The 22,975-nt window shown below is 44.8% G+C and carries 19 protein-coding genes; 7 read left to right on the top strand and 12 right to left on the bottom strand.

Annotation, left to right across the window (positions count from 1 at the left end; translation table 11 throughout):
* Nucleotides 1-54: 54 nt before the first annotated feature.
* Complete coding sequence (gene dprA, locus C1N53_RS06035) at nucleotides 55-1,182, bottom strand: DNA-processing protein DprA (protein WP_137758449.1); 1,128 nt, start codon at nucleotides 1,180-1,182, stop codon at nucleotides 55-57.
* A gap of 22 nt (nucleotides 1,183-1,204) precedes the next feature.
* On the bottom strand, nucleotides 1,205-1,552 hold the full coding sequence (locus C1N53_RS06030; RefSeq protein WP_137761410.1) for a MerR family transcriptional regulator: 348 nt from the start codon (nucleotides 1,550-1,552) through the stop codon (nucleotides 1,205-1,207).
* Between the two features lie 201 nt (nucleotides 1,553-1,753).
* Here C1N53_RS06030 and alaS point away from each other — a divergent pair, with 201 nt between their 5' ends.
* Genes alaS through C1N53_RS06015 form a run of 3 tightly spaced genes read left to right on the top strand, consistent with a single transcriptional unit; the run spans nucleotide 1,754 to nucleotide 6,995 of the window.
* Nucleotides 1,754-4,390 carry an alanine--tRNA ligase gene (gene alaS, locus C1N53_RS06025; protein WP_137758448.1) on the top strand — a complete coding sequence of 879 codons (2,637 nt, stop codon included), beginning with the start codon at nucleotides 1,754-1,756 and terminating at the stop codon, nucleotides 4,388-4,390.
* An 18-nt stretch (nucleotides 4,391-4,408) separates the two neighbouring features.
* Complete coding sequence (gatB, locus tag C1N53_RS06020; RefSeq protein ID WP_206077620.1) at nucleotides 4,409-5,866, top strand: Asp-tRNA(Asn)/Glu-tRNA(Gln) amidotransferase subunit GatB; 1,458 nt, start codon at nucleotides 4,409-4,411, stop codon at nucleotides 5,864-5,866.
* 10 nt (nucleotides 5,867-5,876) lie between these two features.
* Nucleotides 5,877-6,995 carry a TlpA disulfide reductase family protein gene (locus C1N53_RS06015; RefSeq protein ID WP_137758446.1) on the top strand — a complete coding sequence of 373 codons (1,119 nt, stop codon included), beginning with the start codon at nucleotides 5,877-5,879 and terminating at the stop codon, nucleotides 6,993-6,995.
* A 141-nt stretch (nucleotides 6,996-7,136) separates the two neighbouring features.
* Here the strand turns inward: C1N53_RS06015 and C1N53_RS06010 are convergent, their stop codons facing one another.
* The 3 genes from C1N53_RS06010 to C1N53_RS06000 form a co-directional block, all read right to left on the bottom strand.
* Nucleotides 7,137-7,796 carry a hypothetical protein gene (locus C1N53_RS06010; RefSeq protein ID WP_137758445.1) on the bottom strand — a complete coding sequence of 220 codons (660 nt, stop codon included), beginning with the start codon at nucleotides 7,794-7,796 and terminating at the stop codon, nucleotides 7,137-7,139.
* A 19-nt stretch (nucleotides 7,797-7,815) separates the two neighbouring features.
* Complete coding sequence (locus C1N53_RS06005) at nucleotides 7,816-8,340, bottom strand: acyl-CoA thioesterase (RefSeq protein WP_137758444.1); 525 nt, start codon at nucleotides 8,338-8,340, stop codon at nucleotides 7,816-7,818.
* 67 nt (nucleotides 8,341-8,407) lie between these two features.
* Nucleotides 8,408-9,070 carry a protein-L-isoaspartate(D-aspartate) O-methyltransferase gene (locus C1N53_RS06000; protein WP_137758443.1) on the bottom strand — a complete coding sequence of 221 codons (663 nt, stop codon included), beginning with the start codon at nucleotides 9,068-9,070 and terminating at the stop codon, nucleotides 8,408-8,410.
* Between the two features lie 359 nt (nucleotides 9,071-9,429).
* On the opposite strand from C1N53_RS06000, the gene C1N53_RS05995 reads away from it, so the two are divergent.
* On the top strand, nucleotides 9,430-10,014 hold the full coding sequence (locus C1N53_RS05995) for a riboflavin synthase (protein WP_137758442.1): 585 nt from the start codon (nucleotides 9,430-9,432) through the stop codon (nucleotides 10,012-10,014).
* 2 nt (nucleotides 10,015-10,016) lie between these two features.
* On the opposite strand, the gene C1N53_RS05990 is transcribed toward C1N53_RS05995, so the two are convergent.
* Both C1N53_RS05990 and hemF read right to left on the bottom strand, forming a co-directional pair.
* Nucleotides 10,017-10,598 (bottom strand): phosphatase PAP2 family protein, encoded by a 582-nt coding sequence (locus C1N53_RS05990; RefSeq protein ID WP_137758441.1) that lies wholly within the window; start codon nucleotides 10,596-10,598, stop codon nucleotides 10,017-10,019.
* Between the two features lie 2 nt (nucleotides 10,599-10,600).
* Complete coding sequence (gene hemF / locus C1N53_RS05985; RefSeq protein ID WP_137758440.1) at nucleotides 10,601-11,503, bottom strand: oxygen-dependent coproporphyrinogen oxidase; 903 nt, start codon at nucleotides 11,501-11,503, stop codon at nucleotides 10,601-10,603.
* Between the two features lie 122 nt (nucleotides 11,504-11,625).
* On the opposite strand from hemF, the gene C1N53_RS05980 reads away from it, so the two are divergent.
* Nucleotides 11,626-13,704, top strand: a complete 2,079-nt coding sequence (locus C1N53_RS05980; protein WP_137758439.1) for a thiamine pyrophosphate-dependent enzyme — start codon at nucleotides 11,626-11,628, stop codon at nucleotides 13,702-13,704.
* Between the two features lie 49 nt (nucleotides 13,705-13,753).
* Here C1N53_RS05980 and C1N53_RS05975 read toward each other — a convergent pair whose 3' ends face one another.
* Both C1N53_RS05975 and C1N53_RS05970 read right to left on the bottom strand, forming a co-directional pair.
* Nucleotides 13,754-16,171 carry a T9SS type A sorting domain-containing protein gene (locus C1N53_RS05975; protein ID WP_137758438.1) on the bottom strand — a complete coding sequence of 806 codons (2,418 nt, stop codon included), beginning with the start codon at nucleotides 16,169-16,171 and terminating at the stop codon, nucleotides 13,754-13,756.
* Nucleotides 16,172-16,513: 342 nt separating this feature from the next.
* Nucleotides 16,514-18,940, bottom strand: coding sequence for a BamA/TamA family outer membrane protein (locus C1N53_RS05970; protein WP_137758437.1), 2,427 nt, complete (start codon nucleotides 18,938-18,940; stop codon nucleotides 16,514-16,516).
* On the opposite strand from C1N53_RS05970, the gene C1N53_RS05965 reads away from it, so the two are divergent.
* Nucleotides 18,931-19,701: a TrmH family RNA methyltransferase gene (locus C1N53_RS05965; RefSeq protein WP_371415960.1), complete on the top strand. Its 771-nt coding sequence runs from the start codon at nucleotides 18,931-18,933 to the stop codon at nucleotides 19,699-19,701. The genes C1N53_RS05970 and C1N53_RS05965 overlap by 10 nt on opposite strands.
* Before the next feature lie 52 nt (nucleotides 19,702-19,753).
* On the opposite strand, the gene C1N53_RS05960 is transcribed toward C1N53_RS05965, so the two are convergent.
* Genes C1N53_RS05960 through C1N53_RS05950 form a run of 3 tightly spaced genes read right to left on the bottom strand, consistent with a single transcriptional unit; the run spans nucleotide 19,754 to nucleotide 22,293 of the window.
* Complete coding sequence (locus C1N53_RS05960; RefSeq protein ID WP_137758436.1) at nucleotides 19,754-20,875, bottom strand: outer membrane beta-barrel protein; 1,122 nt, start codon at nucleotides 20,873-20,875, stop codon at nucleotides 19,754-19,756.
* A 12-nt stretch (nucleotides 20,876-20,887) separates the two neighbouring features.
* Nucleotides 20,888-21,742, bottom strand: coding sequence for a hypothetical protein (locus tag C1N53_RS05955; protein WP_137758435.1), 855 nt, complete (start codon nucleotides 21,740-21,742; stop codon nucleotides 20,888-20,890).
* Nucleotides 21,743-21,759: 17 nt separating this feature from the next.
* Nucleotides 21,760-22,293 (bottom strand): RNA polymerase sigma factor, encoded by a 534-nt coding sequence (locus C1N53_RS05950; protein ID WP_137758434.1) that lies wholly within the window; start codon nucleotides 22,291-22,293, stop codon nucleotides 21,760-21,762.
* A gap of 350 nt (nucleotides 22,294-22,643) precedes the next feature.
* On the opposite strand from C1N53_RS05950, the gene C1N53_RS05945 reads away from it, so the two are divergent.
* Nucleotides 22,644-22,967: a DUF6660 family protein gene (locus C1N53_RS05945; RefSeq protein ID WP_371415959.1), complete on the top strand. Its 324-nt coding sequence runs from the start codon at nucleotides 22,644-22,646 to the stop codon at nucleotides 22,965-22,967.
* Nucleotides 22,968-22,975: the final 8 nt, after the last annotated feature.

Genomic DNA, 22,975 nt, shown 5'->3' with positions numbered 1-22,975 from the left:
ATAAAATTTATGAAGCCCCGTGAAGCCTTTGCCTGTAGTACCAGTAGAGTAGTGCTACAGCGTGAGCATAAACTTTTTACCTGGCATCTGTCTTACCACTCCTTTAAATTCAAGGCTAAGCAGGATAGAAGATAGCTGGTTGACAGGTATTTGGGTTTTCCAGCTCAGGTTATCTATCAGTTCCTCTTTGCTCTGCAAAAGCTGGTTCAACACCTTTACCTCATCTGCATTATAATCGGCCGGATCGAAAGCTGCCGAAGCGGCACGCGCAGGCTTATAAACGCCACTGTCCTCCAGATCCCAGTTAAGCAGCTCCACCAGGTCCTGCACAGAGGTATAGGCGACGGCTTTTAGCGTTTTGATAAGATAGTTTGTACCTTCGGAAACCGAAGAGGTGATATTTCCCGGCACAGCCATTACCTCACGATCGTAACTATGTGCAATATCGGCTGTGATTAAGGCGCCGCCTTTAATTGCGCCTTCTACCACAATGGTACAATCGCCTAAGCCTGCAATAATACGGTTCCGTTCCGGAAAGCGGGGAGCGTCGGGCTTAGTGCCGAACGTGTTTTCTGTGAGTACGCCGCCTTGTGTAAGCATGCGCTCGGCATATTTTTTATGAGCGGCAGGGTAAACCGTATCGGCTCCTGTAGCCATAACACCAATAGTATGCAAACCAGCCTGTAAAGCAGCCCTATGGGCATAAATATCAATCCCGTACGCCAGTCCGCTAACAATAGAAACCCCATAAGGCTTCAGTTCTTCTACGATGCGTTCTGTTACTGCCTGGCCATAGCTGGTGGCATTGCGGGTGCCTACAATGCTGATCATGCGGCGGGTATTCAGGTTGGCATTTCCGCGCAGGTACAACAGCACAGGTGCATCGGGAATGGCTTTCAGCCGCTCAGGAAAATCGGGATGCGTATAAAACAGCGTTTTAACATGCAGTTCCTGTGCCTGCTTTATAATACCCTCAGCTCTGCGCAATGCTTCCGTCTTACCGTTCAATAAACCCGTAGCTGTTTTGTCGCCGATACCGGGTATCTTCAACAGCTTTTCTTTGGGTGCTTGAAAAACCGCTTTTGCAGAACCACAGTAACTTACCAGCATCCGCACGGTAATGTCGCCGATATTGGGTAATAAGGTTAAAGCTATTTCGTATTGCGTCTGTTCATCTAGCATGGTAGCTCAGGGTACGCAGAAATCAGGCTTTTGTATTCAACTGTTCCTTAATTCCGATCAGAAAAGACTTTACTTTCTCCAGAGAATGAATGATCTCAATTTTGTCTTTTGTCTGCACCGACTTGTTTTTTAGGACTTCTTTTGCACCCTGAATAGTATACCCGCGTTCTTTTACAAGATGATACACCGTGCGAAGCTCTTCAATATCTTTAGGTGTATACTGGCGGTTGCCTTTCTTGCTTTTTTTAGGCTTTAACTGCTCAAACTCGGTTTCCCAGAAGCGGATAAGCGAAGGAGCAACTTCAAAAATGGCGGCTACTTCACCTATAGTATAATACTGCTTTACGATTTCTTTATCTTTATACGGCATAAGGTCTTTCAATTTTAAAGGCAGCCACTCACTAATTTTAAACATTTGCTACTCAATACGGCTAAAATATGCTACTTTTGCCATAAATGAGCCGAACAAACGTCAGTTGCTGCTGCTTGTTTTGCTAAGGCAAAAATTCGTTATTTTTCTTTATTAAACAACAAGTATAGCATTTAGTATTTAAATGCTTGAAAATCATAGATGAACTCAGCTGAGATAAGACAAAAGTTCCTGGACTTCTTTGCTTCCAAACAACACCAGGTAGTGCCATCGGCACCGCTTGTGGTGAAAGACGACCCCACCCTGATGTTTATTAACTCGGGTATGGCTCCTTTTAAAGACTACTTTCTGGGCAATAAACCTGCCCCTTACAAAAGAGTAGCCGATACACAGAAATGCCTTCGCGTAAGCGGTAAGCACAACGACCTGGAAGAAGTAGGCTACGATACCTACCACCATACCATGTTCGAGATGCTGGGCAACTGGTCGTTCGGCGACTACTTTAAAAAGGAAGCTTTGGCCTGGTCGTGGGAACTGCTAACGGAGGTCTATAAGCTGCCAAAAGACAGGCTGTATGTTTCTGTCTTTCAGGGCGACGCTTCAGAAAACCTGCCGGTGGACCAGGAAGCTTTTGATATCTGGAAAGGTATGATTGCAGAAGACCGCATCCTACTGGGTTCCAAAAAAGACAACTTCTGGGAAATGGGCGATACAGGCCCGTGCGGACCCTGCTCCGAAATTCATGTTGACTTACGCTCAGACGAAGAACGTGCGCAGGTAGACGGTAAAGAACTGGTGAACAACGACCACCCGCAGGTTGTGGAGATCTGGAACAACGTATTTATGGAGTTTAACCGTCTAGCGGATGGCACCCTTGTTAAACTTCCTGCACAGCACGTAGATACAGGTATGGGCTTCGAGCGTTTGTGTATGGCTATTCAAGGCAAGCGATCTAATTATGATACGGATGTTTTCCAACCGCTGATCCAATTTATTGCCAAAGAAGCTGGTGTTACCTATGGCGAAGATGAGAAAACCGATATCGCCATACGGGTAATGTCGGATCACATTCGCGCTATCGCCTTTGCCATTTCAGACGGACAGCTGCCATCGAACAACAAGGCCGGTTATGTTATCCGACGTATTCTGCGCCGTGCTGTTCGCTATGCATTCACATTCCTGAACTTTAAGAAGCCATTCCTTTACAGGTTAGCCGAAGTGCTGGCCGACCAGACAGCTCATGTTTTCCCTGAGCTGAAGGCCCAGCTAAGCTTTGTGCAGCGTGTGATTGAGGAAGAAGAGAATGCTTTCCTGCGCACGCTGGAGAACGGCCTAAAGCGCATTGAAGCGCAGGAAGACAAATTCCGTGAAAATAACAACACCATTGACGGAAAAACGGCTTTCGAGCTTTACGATACCTTTGGCTTCCCGCTGGATCTGACAGCACTCATTGCCCGTGAGAAAAGCTTTACCATAGATGAGGCTGGCTTCGGCGTGGAGATGGAGCAGCAAAAGAATCGTTCGCGCAATGCTGCTGTAAGTGAGCAGGGTGACTGGACTGTACTGCTGCCAGAGGCTGAAACAGAGTTTGTGGGCTATGATGTAGACACCACAGAAGCCCGCATTGTAAAATATCGCCAGGTTAAAACAAAAAATAAAACAGAATTTCATATTGTATTAGACCGCACGCCGTTCTATGCAGAGAGCGGAGGCCAAGTAGGCGATACAGGGAACCTGATTGCTGGTGACGAAAGAGTAGAAGTACTCGATACCAAAAAAGAAAACGATCTGATTGTTCATATTGTTAGCAAACTGCCTCAGGATGCAGAGGCAGTGTTTAAAGCTGGGATTGATGCTACGCGTCGGAATACCATTCGTAAGAATCACTCTGCTACACACTTATTGCAGTCTGCTTTAAGAAGAGTTTTAGGTGACCACGTGCAGCAGAAAGGGTCGTTGGTAAACGAAAAGCTATTGCGCTTCGACTTCTCCCACTTCTCTAAAATTACAGATGAGCAGTTGCGGGAGGTCGAAATATTGGTGAATGAGCGTGTACGCCAGGCAATTCCGCTAGGCGAAAGCCGCAATGTACCAATTGAGGAGGCTAAGGCTATGGGAGCAACCGCTCTGTTTGGTGAAAAATACGGTGACTTTGTACGCGTTATTACTTTTGACAATACCTATTCCGTAGAGCTCTGCGGCGGCACACACGTGTTTAACACAGGCCAGATCGGGTATTTTAAAATTATTTCTGAAAGTTCCGTAGCAGCTGGGGTGCGCAGAATCGAAGCCCTGACAGGTGGAGCAGCCGACGAATACATGCAACAGCAACTGAACGAACTGAATGCGGTGCGGGAAGTGTTAGGTTCACAGAACAATGTATCCAAAGCAGTTGAGAAGCTACAGGAAGAAAACAAAAGCCTGCAGAAGCAGTTAGAAGCGTTTGAGCTGCAGCAACTGAACAGCCTGAAGGACTCTCTGGCTCAAAAAGCAGAAACTTTAGCTGGCGTGAACTTTATTGCAGAGCAGGTACAGGTAAGCAACTCAGATTATCTGAAGAAGCTGGCCTTCGACATGCGACAGGTAGTAGATAACCTGGTGCTGGTATTGGCGGCTGAAATAGAGGGCAAGCCACAAATAGCAGTTATGCTGGCAGACAACATTGTCTCAGAAAAAAACCTGAATGCCAGCCAGTTGATTAGAGAGCTTGCCAAAGAAATTAAAGGCGGTGGCGGTGGCCAGACATTCTATGCAACTGCCGGCGGTAAAGACAGTGCTGGTTTACAGGCTGTGCCTGCCAAAGCACGCGAATTAGTTAGAAACGCATTAAACGGATAATCTGAAAAGATTAAACTGATGGATAAAGAGATAAGAGATAAATATCAGCCAGTTATTGGTTTAGAAGTTCACGCACAGCTGCTGACTCAAAGTAAAGCTTACTCATCGGACTCTACCGAGTACGGCATGCTTCCGAATACCAACCTGAGTGCCATTACCCTGGCACATCCGGGCACATTGCCGCGCATCAACAAAAAAGTAGTAGAAATGGCCGTGAAAATGGGCCTTGCCACACATTGCGAAATTACCCGCCATAATGTGTATGCCCGTAAAAACTACTTTTACCCGGACCTTCCGAAAGGCTACCAGCTTACGCAGGACAAAACCCCTGTTTGCACAGGCGGACACTTAGTGGTAAAAAACGAAGCAGGAACAGATAGCCACATCGGCATCACCCGTATTCACATGGAAGAGGATGCCGGAAAGTCGATGCACTTGCCCGGTGAAATTGAAACACTGGTTGACTTCAACCGTGCTGGTGTGCCTCTTATTGAAATTGTATCGGAGCCTGATCTGCGAGATTCTACAGAGGCCTACAACTATATGGTTGAAATCCGCCGCTTGGTGCGCTACCTCGATATCTGTGACGGTAACATGGAAGAGGGTTCGCTGCGTTGCGATGCCAACGTATCGGTGATGCTGAAAGGAGCGAAGCAATACGGCACCAAAGTAGAGGTGAAGAACATGAACTCTTTCCGGAACGTGCAGCGTGCGATTGAACACGAAATAGAGCGCCAGATCATGATCCTGGAAAATGGAGGCGTGGTAGAGGGCGAAACACGCGGTTTTGATGCGAACACGGGCACTACTTCCAGTCAGCGTTCCAAAGAAACCATGAATGATTACCGTTACTTCCCGGAGCCAGACCTTCCGCCGTTGGTGATCGAACAGGAATGGCTGCATACGATTAAAGAGAGTATGCCTGCCTTGCCTCAGGAGCTGTACAAGCGATTTACAGAAGAACTGGGCCTACCTGAATATGATGCTGCCGTACTTACCGATTCTAAAGAGATTGCCTTGTATTTTAATGAGTTAACACAGCACACTTCCAATTATAAAGCAGCCTCTAACTGGGTAATGGGTCCTGTAAAGTCGTACCTGAACGAACTGACCTTACACATTTCCGACTTCCCGCTGCAGCCACAGCAGATTGCTGAAATTATTGCCCTGGTAGACGAAAACAAAGTAAGCCATTCTATTGCTGCCAAACAGATTTACCCTTTCCTGCTGGAGAACCCAAGTAAAACGGCTTTGCAGGTAGCTGAAGAACAGAGCTTGCTGCAGCAGTCCGACTCCGATTCGCTGCAGCTGATTATTTCAGAAGTTGTAGCTGGTAATCCTGCTAAAGTTGCGGAATATAAAGCTGGCAAGCAGGCTTTAATTGGTATGTTTATGGGAGAGATCATGAAGAAGACACAAGGAAAAGCTGATCCGAAGATTGCCAATAAACTGCTTCGGGAAACTCTGAACGCTTAATAACATGAGTATGATGTATAATAAATTTATTGCTTTTGCATCTGCAGCCATTTTACTGGTGAGCTGCCAGGGTAACAAGCAGGCTGCTAACGGTAGCGGAAACTACGCCATTAAAGGAAAACTTAACAATGCTTCCGAAGGCAGGGTTTTGTTATTTGAACTAGGCGAAACGCAGTTAGTAGCCAGAGACACCGCTGCTATTGCTTCAGATGGCACCTTTAATTTTGAAGGCAAAGTAGCTGAACCAACACTTTATCGCCTGGCGCTGGAGAACCAGCAGCAGAATGGGTTAATGCTGGTGTTAGAGAATGCCAAGATCAATTTCGAGGCAGATGCAACAGACATAAATGGCACAGCCAAAGTAGAAGGCTCTGAAGAAACCAAAATTTTCCGCGAACTGGAAAACCTGGTAAACAGCGTACAAAAAGAGCGTCAGCAGTTAGAAGCTGATTATGCTGCAGCGATGCAGGAAGGAAAAGAAGAGGAAGCTGAAGCTATCAAAGAAAAGTACTTGAGTTCCGGCAAAGCTATTAAAGAATTCTTGCGCAAGCACCCGAATTCTATAGTTGCCGCCTTTGGTACGGCCAGCTTAGTAGATCCCGTACAGGATTTTGCTTTTGCAGACAGCATGTACAATGTATTTGCGGAAAATATACCGAACTCAAAGTATACCACCTTACTGAATGAGCGACTAAAAAGCCACCGCAGTACTGCCATTGGTGCTCTTGCTCCCGATTTTTCTTTACCAACGCCAGATGGAGGCAGTATAGCGCTTTCTTCTTTGAGAGGCAAATACGTGTTAATTGACTTCTGGGCAAGCTGGTGCGGTCCGTGCCGCCAGGAGAACCCGAAGGTAGTGCGTATGTACAACGAGTATAAAGACAAAGGTTTTGAAATTTTTGGTGTGTCGCTGGATCAATCGAAAGATAAATGGTTAAAAGCCATTGCTGATGATAAACTAACGTGGCCTCATGTTTCTGACTTGAAAGGCTGGCAAAGTGCAGCTGCTGAACTGTACGGCGTTAATTCCATTCCTCAAACTATCCTGGTAGATAAAGAAGGAAAGATTATAGCCAAAGGTCTTCGAGGAGCAGATTTAGAGCAAAAAATTGCCACCTTGTTGAATTAAACTGAAGGAAGCCACCTGCTAAACAAAAAAGCCATTCTACATAAAGAATGGCTTTTTTGTTTAGCAGCACTTAGTTTAGATCTATATCGAGCACTAGAAACGATTGCTTTTGTAGCTGTTGCAGTGTCTTAACAGAAGAAGCTATTTGAACACTTTTTGCAAGGCATTCCAAAGGAACTTCTTCTGTTCCTGGTTCTTATCGAGTACAGCCAGCGACTGTGAGAAAACAATAGGAACCTCCGCTACCTTTACAGGATTATAAAGCGTAAACTTGTCGTGTGGCTTATCTGTATGTAGCCTGCTGGCAAAGCTGATGATGTAGTTTACCTGTAGCTTTGTTACCAGTTCTTCGAAATTGGCTATCGTTCCGGAAATATTGTTTACAAAGGCTACATCAGCAGGCTGGAAACCGATGGCTCCCAAAATTTTTCTTAAAAACTCTGATTGAGGCAGGGCTTTAAACTCCTGGTCAGGCAAGGTAACCAACACAACAACACCCTTTTTGTTTTCACCGATAACCTCAAAAGACCCTGGTAAAACAGGTTCAATTTTGGGCATTTTAGGCAAAGCAATTGGTTTATGAGGTGTAGGCGCCGAATGCGGTACTTCCTGTGGTGCAGCAGGAGCAACTGCCGGAGGAGGCGTTTCAGGAGATGCGACTGGGCGAAGGTTAGTCTCTGCCATCTGCTCCTGTGACTGGTATAGGGCAGGCGCAGCCTCATCTGGCAAAATAAAAATTGTTTCTGAGAAGAAATTCTTCAGAAATGCACTGTTCAATTCATCTGCTGATAATGCTGCCATACCCTTGCTACCTCTTATATTATTCTTCTTTCAGATCAAAAATAGAGCGGAGTTCATTTGCTTCGCTCGGTTTCATTCTTCCCGCTAAGACCAATCGCAACTGTCGGCGGCGCAAAGCTCCCTCATATAATCTTAATTCTTCATCTGTTTCCGGTATAGCTTCCGGTACATCTATAGCGCGACCAGACTGATCTACGGCTACAAAAGTAAAGAAGGCCTCATTGGATTTTACTCTTCGGCCACTCGGAATATCTTCTGCAAACACTACAATGTGCACTTCCATGGATGAACTGAACGCACGCGTTACCTTTGCCTCCAGTGTTACCACATTTCCTAATTTAATACTTTCTGAGAAAGAAACATTATCTACAGAAGCTGTAACTACAATTCTGTTAGAGTGTTTTTGAGCAGAGATGGCAGAAACAATGTCCATCCAGTGCATCATTTTTCCTCCCATTAAATTATTAAGCGTATTGGTATCGTTTGGTAGTACCAGTTCCGTCATAATAACGTAGGACTCCTGTACTTTTTTTTGTTTGCGCATTATAGTTTAGTTTTTCCGGGCGCAAAGATACAGGTATACCGGCAAAGGATAAAATGAAGTTTATAGTTTAGCCCTTGTCGCTGCTCCAGCCTTCTCTGCCGAGCAGCGGCACAAACTTAAAATTGGTAAATTCTTCTTTGGTAAACTCGTTTTCTTGTACGCGGGTAATCCGAAGCATACGCTGCGTTTTCTCGTCGCCAACAGGTATAACCAGTATACCACCGATATTCAGCTGCTTCATCAGGCTTTTCGGAACAGTGGGAGCACCGGCAGTTACAATAATTTTATCATAAGGCGCATGCGAGGGTAAGCCCTCAGAACCGTCACCATGGAACGTATGAGGTTTGAGTCCGTAAGTTTTAAAGAACCTGATGGCTTTTTCGTAGAGTGGCCGGTTATATTCTATTGTATAGACGCTAGGGGTAATCTGGAGCAGTACACAGCACTGGTAACCTGAGCCAGTACCAATTTCCAGCACTTTATCCGTAGATTTTAACTTGAGAAGCTCTGTTTGAAAAGCCACCGTGTAAGGTTGGGAAATAGTTTGTCCTTCGCCAATCGGAAATGCTTTATCCTGGTAAGCCTGTTCTACAAAGGCTTTTTCGAAAAAGAAATGACGTGGTACAGTTTCTATAGCAGCCAAAACGCGCTCATCAAATATGCCTTTATCTCTCAAAAGTTTAACCAATGCGCGGCGCATTCCTTTATGCTTATACAAATCAGTCTGCATTTCTTTATTATCTTCTAAACATAAATTCTAAAACTACTTCACAGTTGCCTGTGCCAGGGGCGAATATTGCGAAAATACGTAAAGCTTCTTAAAATCGCTATTAAAGCGTATAAATGAGTGCAGGTGCATAATTGCTGACCGGCTATAAAAAGCTTGCAGCCAAAGGATTACTGATTGTGATAAAGCAACAGCTGTAACAGAAATAATAAAAGCCTTCAGGATAAAAGTGCACCATCATCATATAAAGTGGCTGTGCAAATTCATTTTACCCGTCATTCATTTTTTAATTTATCAACGTGAAGCTATAGCAGTAGAATTGAGTAAAACCTTATACTTTTGTTACCACAAAGAAAAAGCACATGTTTACAGGAATCATAGAAGCAATCGGCAAAGTAGAAGATATAAGATCAGAAGAAAGCAATAAGCACTTTACAGTATCATCTCCTTTTACAAATGAGCTTAAAATAGATCAAAGTGTAGCGCATAATGGCGTTTGTTTGACAGTGGTGGGTATTGACGCTGACAGGTATACCGTTACAGCCATAGATGAAACCCTGCAAAAAACTAATCTGAATGCGCTTCAGGTAGGAGATACTATAAATCTGGAGCGTTGCATGCAGTCAAACGGACGTTTCGATGGGCATGTGGTGCAAGGGCATGTAGACCAGGTTGGCGTTTGCGAGTCGGTAGAGGACCATAATGGCAGCTGGATTTTTACTTTCAGCTATGACGCCAGCTCCGGCAATGTAACTGTAGAAAAAGGCTCCATCTGTGTAAACGGTATCAGTTTAACTGTAGTAAACTCGCAGGAGGACCGTTTTTCTGTAGCCATTATACCTTATACTTACGAGCATACCAACCTGCAGCACGTAAAGCCAGGGAAGACCGTGAATCTGGAGTTCGATATTATTGGCAAGTATGTGGCGCGGTTGTTAAAAAAATGATGCTATGGCTTTTGCCTGACCATCTGTGGGTACTTCTTTACTAAAATCCAATACCCTAAAGCACATACATATGCCAGAAAGCTGCCCAGCAAAGCCCCTGCCATAGTATCTCCCGGGTAATGTACGCCAAGGTAGATCCTGCTATACGAAACCACTACTGCCCATACTACCAGCACGATCTTAAAAATTGTATAACGGTCGGAAAGGATCAGGTTAAAGAAAACGGCCAGTGCAAAAGCTGTGGAGGCATGCGACGACATAAAGCCAAACTGCCCTCCGCAGCCCTGTATAAAATTAACAGTCACGGATAGGTCTGGGTCGTGGCAGGGGCGGAGCCGGGCGAAGTAAGGCTTAAAAATTCCAGAAGCTATAAAGTCTGCTAAGCCAACTGCTGCAATAGCCAGGCCCAGCATAGCCATACTTTGTCTCCGGTAGCGGTAAACCAGGTAAGCAATCAGCAACAGGTAAAAAGGTATCCAAACGTACTTATTGGATACAAAACTCATTACAGCATCCCAGAAAGGATTATGCTGATCGTTGAGGTACAGGAAAAGCTCCTGATCCATTTTCTCCAGCGTTTCCATCCCTATACTTCAACAGAAAGCCAGTCAATGTCTTTTTTCAGATAGTGCAATGTTTTCTCCTCAGCACTGCCCGGCGCAGGCTGGTGATTATATACCCACGAAGCATACTGCGGGAGGCTCATCAGAATTGATTCTATGCGCCCGCCGGTTGCCAGCCCAAACTTGGTACCACGGTCATACACCAGGTTAAATTCCACGTAGCGTCCTCTACGGATCAGCTGCCATTGTTTTTCCTGCTCTCCAAAAGCAAGGTTCCTGTTCTGATTGATAATGGCGGTATAGGCTGGGGCAAAGGCATAAGCCACATCCCGCACAAAAGCAAAACGCTGTTCCAGTGAGAATTCTTCTGTTGCCATCAGTCTGTCGAAGAAAATACCGCCTACACCACGCGTTTCAGCACGATGCTGATTGTAAAAATAATCATCAGCCCATTTTTTAAACTCCGGATAATAAGAGGGATGATGTTTTGCGCACACCTCCTGCATTGCCTCATGAAATGCCCGTGCCTGGTTTAAATCCACATAAATTGGCGTAAGGTCTATACCGCCACCAAACCAGGCAGTTCCGTTACCAGCCTCAAAATAACGCACATTCATGTGTGTGATGGGCACCATCGGACTATGCGGGTGCATCACAACTGAAACTCCTGTTGCGAAAAATTGCGGATCAGGCATCTCCAGCATTTTTAAGAAAGAAGGAGACAGCTGACCATGAACCGCAGAAAAGTTAACACCGCCTTTTTCAAGTACTGCGCCATTTTCGATGATACGTGAAACACCTCCACCGCCTTCAGCATGCTGCCACTCATCCGCTTTGAATGCAGCACCACCATCGCATGTTTCCAATGCCTGCACCAGGTATTGCTGGAACTGTCGCATAAAGGCTTCAACTTCTTCTCTAAACATAAAATTCAGCGTATAAAAGGTTCGGGGTAGCGCAAAATTAAGCAATAAACACAGTAAACCTAGTTCAGCCTAAAATTTCAAAATGTACCTAAAAATACTTAATTTCGGAAAAAAACTTAAATATGCCAAAAGATACGCTCGAAGACTTTAAAATTGACATAAATACTCTAAAAAAAGCATATAAACTGATGATTACTGCCAAAATGATGGCAGATATGTATGAAGACAATAAAAGTGTTTGCAGCAAATATGTGCACAGTACTTCCCGCGGACACGAGGCCATTCAACTCGCTGCTGCTTTCCAACTTAAACCGTACGATTACGCCTCCCTTTACTACCGCGACGATTCCATGCTGCTGGGAATAGGGCTTACGCCTTACGAACTGATGCTGCAACTGATGGCCAAAGCAGATGATCCTTTTTCAGGAGGCCGCACCTACTATGGGCACCCTTCTCTAAAGCGCGAAGGATTTCCTACCATCCCTCACCAAAGCTCCGCCACAGGCATGCAGGCCATTCCTGCTACCGGTATGGCACATGCGATAGCTTACCTGGAAGGGCAGGGGCTGTTGCAGGGCGAAGAAAAGCCTGTGGTGCTTTGCTCGCTGGGCGATGGCTCTGTTACCGAAGGTGAAGTTGCCGAAGCTTTTCAGATGGCGGTTCTAAAAGGCTTACCTATTGTATACCTGGTACAGGATAACGATTGGGGCATTTCAGCTACCGGCAAGGAAATGCGTGCTATGGATGCCTACGAATATGCCGCTGGTTTTAAAGGAATGGAGCGTTTAAGAGTGGACGGCTCTGACTTCATAGAATCGCACGAAGGGATGCGAGTTGCCTTTGAGTATGCACGCCAGCTCCGCAAGCCTATACTGGTGCACGCTAAATGCCCGTTGCTGGGCCACCATACCTCCGGGGTTCGCAGAGAGTGGTACAGAGGAGATAACCTGAAACTGCAAAGTGCCGATGATCCTATTCCAAAACTCAGGAAGGCACTGCTGGAGATGGAAGTGGGCGAAGATGAAATCATACTGCTGGAAAGAGAGGCTCAGAAACTGGTGGAAGCACATTACCAGCAAGCGCTGGATGCTCCGGTGCCGGAACCAGACTCTTTCGACCTGCATGAGTTCGCGCCCACAACAATAACGGAGGAAACAGGAAACCGTACGCCCGCTGGTGCCGAGAAAGTGACCATGGTAGATGCCGCCTTACATGCTGTAGATGATATTTTAAAAACCTACCCGGAAGCTCTTTTCTACGGCCAGGATGTGGGCGGTGAACTTGGCGGTGTTTTCAGGGAGGCCGCTTTGCTGGCAAAAAAGTACGGAGATGCACGGGTATTTAACACGCCTATCCAAGAGGCATATATTATCGGCTCTACAGCCGGCATGTCGGCTGTAGGAGCTAAAGCTATTGTAGAGATCCAGTTTGCTGACTACATCTGGCCAGGTATAAACCAGCTGGTGGAGGAGCTCTCCAAAAGCTGCTACTTATCGATGGGCAAATTCCCGGTGCAATCGCTGATCAGGGTTCCGATAGGTGCTTACGGTGGGGGAGGGCCTTACCACTCCGGCAGCATAGAATCTACGCTGCTGAACATTCGCGGCATTAAAGTAGTGTATCCTTCCAATGCAGCAGATATGAAAGGATTAATGAAAGCGGCCTTTCTGGACCCAAACCCTGTGGTTATGCTGGAGCATAAAGGGCTGTATTGGTCTAAAGTTGCGGGCACAGAAACGGCTAAAACAATAGAACCTGATGAAGAATATTTACTTCCTCTCGGAAAAGCGCGTGTCATTCTGCATGCTGAGGAAGAACAGGTTAAATCAGGAAATTCCCTAACGGTTATAACATATGGCATGGGCGTTCACTGGGCATTGGCAGCGGCAAAACAATTTTCCGGACGTATAGAAATAGTGGATTTACGCACCCTGAATCCCCTCGATTTTGACACGGTACTTACTTCTGTTAAACGCCACGGCAAGGCGCTGGTGCTAACAGAGGAGCCACTGCTGAATTCGTTTGCAGAATCGTTGGCAGGCAGAATATCCAAAGCTTGTTTCCAGCACTTAGATGCACCTGTATTTACATTAGGCGCTGCTAATTTACCTGCTATACCTTTACATACCGAGCTGGAAAAAATGATGCTGCCTAATCCGGCTAAAGTAGCAGAGGCATTAAAAGAACTACTGAATTATTGAAAATAAAGGGCAGCTGCTTCTTTATATTTAGCGGCCGCTGCCCCTTAATTTAAAGTTTTATCATCCGCAGAGTTTCTGCACTTTCTTCCCCAATGAGCTGTAGTATGTATTGCCCTTGCTGCAACTGGCTTACATCAAGCTTATTATCTTCACCACCCTGCAGCTCATACTCAGAAACTTCACGTCCATCTGTACGATACACTTTCAAAGCATAAACTCCGGCAGGTCTTCTTCTCAAATCAATATGTGCTTCATCATGAGCCGGATTGGGTGCCACTGCCAATGGATCGGTGTAACCTACTGCAGCGGAATAGAGGACGACAATCTTACTGTATTCAAAGGATCCGTCTGCATCAACCTGCTTAATTCTGTAATATTTCTCACCAGCCGGTGCTTTGGAATCATGAAAAGAGTAGGTAACCTGTTGGTTAGTAGTTTTAGCCGCCTGTACCTGGCCCACTGCAGTAAAAGCCATGCCATCAAGGCTTCGCTCAATGGCAAAGTAGACGTTATTAATTTCCGAATAAGTTGCCCATTCCAGCCAGACACCCTTTGCGCCTGATTGGGCATTGAAATAAAGCCATGAAACCGGCAGAGGGTTAACCGCTGCTGTAATGGTATTGGATGCACTGTTATTGCCAGTAACCAGGTCAGGTTCGGTATGAGATTGAACAGCTGTAGTCGTGATAGTTGCATTATCATTGATGATGGCATAAATGACTAAAGTCCTGCTTTCACCAAGCAATAAGCTACCAATCATCCACTTACCTGTTGCCGGATCGTACACATTACTTCCATTGGAAGCTGTATAACTCTGAAAGGTAAGTGAAGCCGGTAAAAGATCTGTAACCACAACATTAGTGGCCGTATTTGGGCCAAAGTTCTGCACAACCACGGTATACTTTAACACATCCCCAACATAATAGGCAGGCTTGGAACTGACAGTATTGGTTACACCCACATCGGCCGAACAATCATAGGTAAAGGTAAGCACACCGCTCTCGGTAAAAGTAAAGCCATAGGCCCATGTGTTAATGGTAAGTGCATCTCCATCATCAGCTGTAGCACCCCATAAGTGCGCACCTTGGCTGGCGTTAAAGCCATTTAGCTCACTACTGAATTTCGCCTGGTTCAGGTTACTATCATCCCAGTACAGATAATCATTAACAGTACTGGGTACAGGCCGTACATTTTCAGATTTAAACCCTTTGGCATTTCCTTCGGCATCGTACACCGGGAAATTCATGGGTGAAGTATAGCTTTTATAAGTATAATTTAGTTTGGTGCCACTGGGCACAGCACTTCCATAAGCATCCCTTCCGTTCCAGATAAGTGTATGCTTACCTGCCGTAAAGGACCTTTCGATTAATACATCAGCAGTATTGGGTTTATAGCCATCTCCGTTTACGTCTATTTGCACCATAAAATTAGAGGCTACTTTGGCTTCGCTGGTAAACTCTACAGTCGGATTCCCACTGTCACATACAGTTTCAGCAGAAAAAGAGAATTCCGGGTCGTCGGCACTGGGCCACATTTCCTCATCCGGATTATTTACGAAATTCATGTACTGAGAATAGTCAGACTGGCCAATCTGGCTCTTGCGCCGCTCCTGGAAGGTTGTTCCAAAAGCAGGAGTAGATCCATACTCATTAGTTACAAACCTGAAGCCGAAGGGCCGCATACCTGCCAAAGTAATTTTCTTCACATAGTAGGTAGCACCATCAATCTGATTAGGTATAAGCGGAAAGAAAGCAAAAGTGCTGGAAAGCACATGGTTCGCAGCTCCGGCAGTAAAAGACCAGTACTTAGAATACACCCGACCCGGCTTCTCCCTGTTATCCGTTCCTACAACCGTCATATCCCACAAGTCGTACCAGCTCTTCTTAGCTTGAGAAGACATAGTACTTTCACCTACCTGGGTAAATTCGAGGTAAAAGTCATGGGTAACGCCTGTATTATTAGTATAGGAGATGGCACTATAACCATTGGTTCTGCCACCATAGTTTGGTCCGTTACGTGCTTGTGCCGTAGAGCCAATTACGCCATTCTGACCAGTATTCAGTGAGCTCTGGTTTGTGGAATTAGTATTTCGGGTTAAAGTTGTTGTGTTAACCTGTGTTCCGGCACCAGTACCATATTTTAGTGTCAGGATCAGATTGCTTTGAGTAGCAGTTTCGTTGGTCTTAATCCTCCTGACGCCATAATATACAGTCTCTCCAGGCTTGAGCCTCACATACAAACGATAATCCTCGGTAAACCTGGTATTGCCTAAAGTCCAGGTACTGGGTTTTAAAAAACCGTTTGAGATGCTTCCATCATCATGCTGCAAATAACCAACAGAGGTGTTATTGAAATCAGTCGAACCGTTAGTAGTTGTATTGGGAGTGAGTTGTTTAGAACCCTCTGCATGAACAAGCAAGGGCACCAGCAACACTACAAAAAATAGTTTGCATAAAGATTGTTTCATACTGTAGTAGGGTTAGGTGCGTTTATTTGCATTTACTCAAGTTCATGCAAATAATTTGTAACAATTTATAAGATAAATGCAATAAGCTGATTATCTGGTTAATTGTTACTCAAAACTAAATTATTCTGTTAAATTATCAGCAAGCTGATCAGAATAATTTTCAATAAAATTGCTGAATTTTTAAGTAGATGTATAAGGGAGGAGGGTAGAATGCTTTTTACTGCTAAGACAAAACGTAAAAAAAGGGAAAGCAACTGGAGATGTTTTTGCCTGCGAAGAGGCTTTCTCACGTCATTATTTCTTGGTATTATTATATCTATAAGTTGCTTCAGCTTTGTTTGTTTAGAATGGATATCCTATACCGATATTTAAAGAGCCTTGGTTTCCTCGCGTGAAGAAGTCGCCGAAACGGAAATTATCTAAAACAAACTTACTACCCGAAGCCGCAGCAGGATCATATACTTTGGTAGCAAAATCGAAACGTAGTATCAAAACAGAGAAATCGAAACGCAATCCAAAACCGGTGCCTACGGCTAACTCCTTATAGAACCGGTCAAATTTAAAGTCTCCGCCAGGTCTACTACTATTCTCCTTAATCCACCACACATTACCAAAATCAACAAAAAAAGCACCATTTAGTAAACCTACCATATTGAATCTGTACTCAGCACTCCCTTCCACAATAATTTCTCCAGGTTGTTCAGGCAAGAAAGTATTTTCCCGGTTATCTTCCGATAAAATTGAAGATGAAACAGATCCAGGACCAAGTCGCCTTGGTTGCCAAGCTCTTACACTAGTACCTCCACCTGCAAAGAAATACTTATCGTATGGAATTATGTCACCACCAAAAATAGGCAGTGCAATTCCTGAATTGAAACGATATACAAAGAACCTCTTCTCCCCAAGTGGGATATAACGTCTGTAGTCAGCATTAAATTTTGCGTAGCGAAAGGTACGAAGACCAAGAAAATCAAGATCAACTCCCAGCTGCTGAGAGAGTCCTCCTACTTCTACCAGACCTCTGAAATATTTAGCATCTCTGGACTGTATAAAATCATTGGTATTGTATATCAAGTTGAAAGAGAGATAGGAAATGAAGCCGCTCCGAAAGCTCTCCAGGAGTGATTTATTCCCGTAGCTTAAAGAATCCAGATCTCTATAAAAGGTAGAATCTATCCTATTAACATTTACAATGTTGATGTTGACAGGAGAAAAAACGTATTGTAAAGCTGGTGGTTGCAGAGGAGACTGAGAGCGTTGCAAAATGTAATCAAGTGATAATTCGTAATTTAATCGCTCATACTCAGATCGGTTAACATTCGTGTACCCTGTATAAAGCCTGGTACGCGGATTATTATTAACAAAAAGCTTTCTTCCTACAAATGGAAAAAGGAAAGAAGGAAATGATAAAGCTAAATCTCCTCCATATTCTCTGATCATTACAGTTTGCTGTGGATCTGAAATATTTACCTGTCCTTCAAAACCAAAACGTGCTCCTATATCCAAGTTCTCTGCGCCTCCGAAAATGTTCCTTACACGCAAACGGGCACTGGCGAAAGGCCCAGGCCTTCGTTCTGTGTAATTCAACCCTATTTCAGCTGTTTCTTGAAACCTGCTGGAGGGCGTCGCATTAACAAAGGCATTCAGCTTATATGTTGAGCTATCGGCAGTGTCTGCTAAGCGACTATATACGATATTGTTAAACTGAAACACATCCAGTTCTGATAACCTTCGTTGGGTAGTGGCTGTCCTCCTTTGGCTGTACCTGTCTCCGGGATACACATCCAGTTTCTGATCAAGCATCCTGGGTGAGAAAGCATGTCTGTAAGCAATATAATTGATGCCTTCATGTACAATGGTGTCACGCGGTATGCCAAAACGATCTGCATCCGTTTTAAAGTAAACATTTGCGATGGTATATACCGGGTGCGAGTTCCTGTTCTCCGGGTTCTGGATTACTGTTTTAAGCGCTATGCTGTGGGTGGTACTGCTGGAATCTACGTCAAAATAGATGTAGGCACGTGAAAACTCAAAATAGCCCCTGTTCCGCAACAGCTCATTTAGCCGATCCCGCTCCAGGGTAAGTATATCTTCATCGTATATATCTCCTAACTTTATCAATGACCTGTTTTCCCGCGATTGCACCAGGCGAAGTACGGCGGTATCCTGTATGCCATAATCTATTTTAGTGTACCGGTAAGGCTCATTTTCATTTATTTGCAGCGTTACATGTACTTTTTTTCCTTTTTCACGCTTCTGAAAGTCTGAGTTATGCTCAAAGTAGCCTTTAGAATTTAAATAAATATCCACCTGATTCATAGTTTGGGCCATGCGTGTGGAATCGTAAATAGCTGGTGGTTCACCTACCTGCATCAGGAAGTTGCCGTTTTCTTTCCGATCCTGCAAGCGGTCTACCCGGCTTTCCATCCGGGCCTGCAGGCGTCTTACTTTTGCGGTATCAGTACCAGCCTCTGCTATTTTGCGTTCGAAGCGGTTCTCTTGTGTGTCAATCCGTTCCTGTATTTTCTGAGGGTCATAGAACTTTACGCCAAAATAATAGAGTGATAGCAGCGGCGTTGAACCCAGAAAGGTTCTGTTAGGCCTTTGCTGGTACAATGCCTCAATGGAAACTCTCTCAATATTATCTAAACCCTTTGGGTCTATACTTAATAAAAGCTGTTCATCTTCAGCTAAATGCCTGGTTGGAACACAGGATACAATGCTAAAAATTGTAATTAACAGACCGAATATGTAAAATCGTGGCTTCAAACGTAAAGTCAGCTATGTTGTCGAAAGCAGTAAGTAAGTATATAAATTCGTTGCAAGTAAAGAAATACAGGAATCAACACCAAGCCTTTGTGGTGGAGGGAGCAAAAAGCGTGACCGAATTGCTTCATTCTGATTTTCAGTTGCAACACCTCTTCATAACAGCCGACTTTGAGAAAGAGCACAGGCAGGAGTTGCTGGGCTTGGCATACGATATTGCAACAGAACAGGAATTGGTAAAAGCCGGCACTTTTGCCAGTAACAATGCCGCCCTGGCAGTTGCCAGTATTCCCAATCTGCCTCCTTTACAAGTAAAACCATCTGATCTTGTTATTGCGCTCGACGATATCCGCGATCCAGGAAACCTGGGAACCATTATCCGGATTGCCGACTGGTACGGTATAGATACGGTTATTTGCTCCGAAAATTGTGCTGATTTTTATAACCCAAAAGTTATATCGGCTACCATGGGATCATTTACACGGGTAAAGGTGCATTATGTAAACCTGGAAGAGTGGGTAAAACAACATACGGATCATGTACAGATCTACGGGGCCTCACTGGCAGGCGACAATATTCACACCATGCAATTAGAGCCTACCGGAGTTATTCTGATGGGCAACGAAGCGAATGGCATACGACCAGCTGTTTCTCAACATTTAAACCACCTGCTCAAAATACCTGCCTTCGGACAGGCGGAATCGCTGAACGTAGCAACTGCAACTGCTATTATTGTAGATAATTTCAGAAGGCATACTTCATAAAAAAAGCAGGACCTATGGCAGGTCCTGCTTTTTCAGGTTATGTTGCTTCTATTTAGTCGAAGAACAATCTGAAACCGAAGCTAACCACATTTGACTCTGGTCCGCGATTCTCTTTGAACAGGGTGTTGGCATTATATTTTGCGAACAGGGTAAGATCATTATAACCTATAACTCCTGTTGCACCATACTGAAAGTCTGTCAGGTTAAAGTTGTTGCGGTCTTTATCTTTGCGGTTACGGCCATCCTCCGTATACTTCACCTTGCTGTGAGCACCTAAACGGTAGCCTCCGAACCCGCCTACACCAATATGGAACCCATCTTTTCCTCTGTTGCCTTTGAATTTAAGCATCGCCATCAAAGGCACATTTACACTGGAAGATGTGATCTTTGATTTCTGTATACTTATATCTGTCATGCGCTCAAAGGAAGTTACATCATTTACGTCACGTGGCCAGATGTTGCCATCAAACATATAGTTGTTAAAGGCGAACTCCAAACCAGATACGATGTAGAAAGGGCTTCTGCGACCACCAACCTGCGACAAGAGGTGATAGTTCAGGGCTACGTAGCGGGAACCCATCGTGCTAAGATCAGGCACAGCCTGTGCATCGTTATTGTTTGCCAATGCATTTAACCCGAGATCCATGTCAAAGTTAAAGCGGGTTGCCTTGTAGCGATCTTCTTTCTGTTTAGCTCTTGTGCTATCACGTTCAGCTCTTGTCGGAAAGTTTATCTTTACACGGGAAGTATCTCCACCTTCCTCTACTTCCACATCTACTTTAAACACCTTGTTGATGCGAACCTCGTGTCTTTCCTTTGTAACCTTGCCGTCACCTGACTTTTCTTCCACTGTAACCACTACCTGGTCGGAGGTGCCATTGCCCGAAGGAGTAACAGTTACGGTAGTGTTGGATGCTCCATTTCCCTGCAGTCTCTCAGTCTTTTGTACATATTCATTTACAACACGCATCAGCGAATCGAGACTGAATGTCTGGAAAGATTTCAACTGCTGCATATTTTCCACCTGGAGTATCATTTTAGCGCCGTTTGGCATTTTTACAACGATAGTATCCTGCGTGCCGAAGCGTTGTCCCACGGTAAGTCCGCCTTTAGCCGACACACCTGTAGCTGCAGCCAGTATAATGGCTGTTAGAAGTAGCATTATTCGTTTCATGGTATTTGTAGGTTAGAGATTGATAACTTTTGAAATTTTTTGTTTACCGATTTGCGTTTCGAGTGCGATCTTATCAGCATTTATACCTAGCTCTTTCAGCTCCACCCGCTCGCCGTTAGAGAGGTTTACAACCTGCTTGAAGATGTTTTTAGCCAGTCGCTGTTTTTTCTCAAATCCGTTGAGGTCATCTTCCGCTTCTGCAGCTGGGGCATGCCCGGCCGAAGCCACAGGATTGGCAGAACGCTTGATTACAATTTCAATAGGTGCCGCAGATGCAAAAGCAACGGGTGTTTCAGGTAGTTTGGCAAGTGCCTCCTCTGTAAAAACAGGTTTAACTTCCTGCTCTTTTGTAGCCAGCTGACTTATCTTATGCGGCTGTGGCGTAGCCCGCCATTCCCGCTCATCTGCTTTGGCAGAAGCATCAGCAGCCTTCGGGCTTACCTTGGCCATAGATTCGTGTCTGGTTTCCGGAGCAACAGTTGCAGGTGTTTTATCTGCAACCTCTGCTTCCGGAGCCGCTTCCTGAACAGGCGCTACGGCTATTGGTGCTGTGGTACCGGCAGGCTTGTCAGCAACAGCTGACTTTTCTTGTTCATCTGCCTGAGCTATAGTAGCATCGGTTGTAGCAGTATTATTTTGTTGTATCACATAAAACGTAGCCCCAACTGATAAGCAAACAGTTACGGCAGCCGCCGCCGCATAATTGTTTACCCACATCATAAAGCCACCGCGTTTTTCTTCTTTCTTCTCCGTGAGGTTTTCGGCCTCCATGCGCTCCTGCAACCTGTTCCAGAGATCGGCAGGTGGAGTGGGAGCTGAGTTTCTCAGTCGCTCTCCAAATAATTTGTCTATTTCTTCAGGTTTCATGTTTATCCTCCTAATACTTAACTTGCAATGGCCTCCTGGCCTGTTAATCTTTTCTGTAACATAGCGCGCGCTTTGCTCAACTGCGATTTTGAAGTGCCTTCTGTTATATCCAGCATATCGGCGATTTCTTTATGGGAAAACCCTTCAATAGCATACAGGTTAAATACAGCACGGTAACCAGCCGGTAAAGTTCGTAGCAGCTCCAGCAATTCGCCTTCATTGATATCATGATCGGCAGTGCCGGTACCGGCTACTTGTATATGGCTATCATCTATAGCCATGTGCATCGGTTCTTTTTTTCTAAGAAAGCCTAATGCTTCATTTACCATAATGCGTCTTACCCATCCTTCAAAACTTCCTTTAGCTTCAAACCGGCCTATGTTCTGGTAAATTTTCATAAATCCATTCAGCAAGGCTTCTTCCGCATCCATTTCGTTTTTCAGGTAGCGCATACAAACGCCGTACATTGGAGAAGCAAAGCGTTCGTACAGAAACTTCTGCGCTTTACTGTCAGCCTTACGGCAACCTGCTATCAATTCTGCTTCTGTCACGCTGGGTAAAATTTTTACAAATTCGCTTCTTTAATTCCGGCTTCAAAATCTCAGCTTTTTCGCTGCTCTTTGTCTTTTAGATGCATGCCCCAGGCAGGAGGTTGCCTGAGGTGTTCTAAATTTCTGCATTTTTTTTGAAAAGCCGGTCCTGCATTATCTATTATATTGATTATCAGCTTTAAAAAATATTTACTATACCTAATAAAAAGAGCTCCCCAGTAATCGATTCTATTTTCAGCAGCAGTAGAGTCGGCTATTTATTACTCTAATAAAGTTATAACATTGTTTAAAATGATTATGAATTACAGCAAAGCGTGCTGTCTTTTAAGGGGAGTGGCTATATTTGTGCTATGAAATTCTGGGCGCTTGGCTTTTCTATTTATTTGCTCTGGATGGCATGCCTGCCGTGCACCGATAAAATAATGGAAAAAAGCGAGCATCATCCAAACCTGGTTTCTACTGCCGACACCACCGGTCACTCTGCTTTTCACGACGATTCCTGTCCGGTTTTCTGCGGTTGCGGATGCTGTGCTACCTATACTATAAAAGTAGAACCCGAGCGATTTATTTTCAGGGCTTTAGTTAAACCTCAGACACGCCCTGTTACTTATCCCGAAATGCGAGTTTCGCATTATACCTTTTCGCTGTGGCATCCTCCCAGGCCACTGGCATAACTTAATTC

The sequence above is a fragment of the Pontibacter sp. SGAir0037 genome (assembly GCF_005491705.1).
Taxonomy (GTDB): domain Bacteria; phylum Bacteroidota; class Bacteroidia; order Cytophagales; family Hymenobacteraceae; genus Pontibacter.
The sequence above is the reverse complement of the archived record's forward strand: the minus strand, read 5'-3'. Positions and strand labels throughout refer to the sequence as shown.

Excerpts from the sequence above, each read along its gene's own strand:
- dprA (WP_137758449.1), bottom strand. The coding sequence starts at position 1,182 with ATGCTAGATGAACAGACGCAATACGAAATAGCTTTAACCTTATTACCC.
- C1N53_RS06030 (WP_137761410.1), bottom strand. The coding sequence starts at position 1,552 with ATGCCGTATAAAGATAAAGAAATCGTAAAGCAGTATTATACTATAGGT.
- alaS (WP_137758448.1), top strand. The coding sequence starts at position 1,754 with ATGAACTCAGCTGAGATAAGACAAAAGTTCCTGGACTTCTTTGCTTCC.
- gatB (WP_206077620.1), top strand. The coding sequence starts at position 4,409 with ATGGATAAAGAGATAAGAGATAAATATCAGCCAGTTATTGGTTTAGAA.
- C1N53_RS06015 (WP_137758446.1), top strand. The coding sequence starts at position 5,877 with ATGATGTATAATAAATTTATTGCTTTTGCATCTGCAGCCATTTTACTG.
- C1N53_RS06010 (WP_137758445.1), bottom strand. The coding sequence starts at position 7,796 with ATGGCAGCATTATCAGCAGATGAATTGAACAGTGCATTTCTGAAGAAT.
- C1N53_RS06005 (WP_137758444.1), bottom strand. The coding sequence starts at position 8,340 with ATGCGCAAACAAAAAAAAGTACAGGAGTCCTACGTTATTATGACGGAA.
- C1N53_RS06000 (WP_137758443.1), bottom strand. The coding sequence starts at position 9,070 with ATGCAGACTGATTTGTATAAGCATAAAGGAATGCGCCGCGCATTGGTT.
- C1N53_RS05995 (WP_137758442.1), top strand. The coding sequence starts at position 9,430 with ATGTTTACAGGAATCATAGAAGCAATCGGCAAAGTAGAAGATATAAGA.
- C1N53_RS05990 (WP_137758441.1), bottom strand. The coding sequence starts at position 10,598 with ATGGAAACGCTGGAGAAAATGGATCAGGAGCTTTTCCTGTACCTCAAC.
- hemF (WP_137758440.1), bottom strand. The coding sequence starts at position 11,503 with ATGTTTAGAGAAGAAGTTGAAGCCTTTATGCGACAGTTCCAGCAATAC.
- C1N53_RS05980 (WP_137758439.1), top strand. The coding sequence starts at position 11,626 with ATGCCAAAAGATACGCTCGAAGACTTTAAAATTGACATAAATACTCTA.
- C1N53_RS05975 (WP_137758438.1), bottom strand. The coding sequence starts at position 16,171 with ATGAAACAATCTTTATGCAAACTATTTTTTGTAGTGTTGCTGGTGCCC.
- C1N53_RS05960 (WP_137758436.1), bottom strand. The coding sequence starts at position 20,875 with ATGAAACGAATAATGCTACTTCTAACAGCCATTATACTGGCTGCAGCT.
- C1N53_RS05955 (WP_137758435.1), bottom strand. The coding sequence starts at position 21,742 with ATGAAACCTGAAGAAATAGACAAATTATTTGGAGAGCGACTGAGAAAC.
- C1N53_RS05945 (WP_371415959.1), top strand. The coding sequence starts at position 22,644 with ATGAAATTCTGGGCGCTTGGCTTTTCTATTTATTTGCTCTGGATGGCA.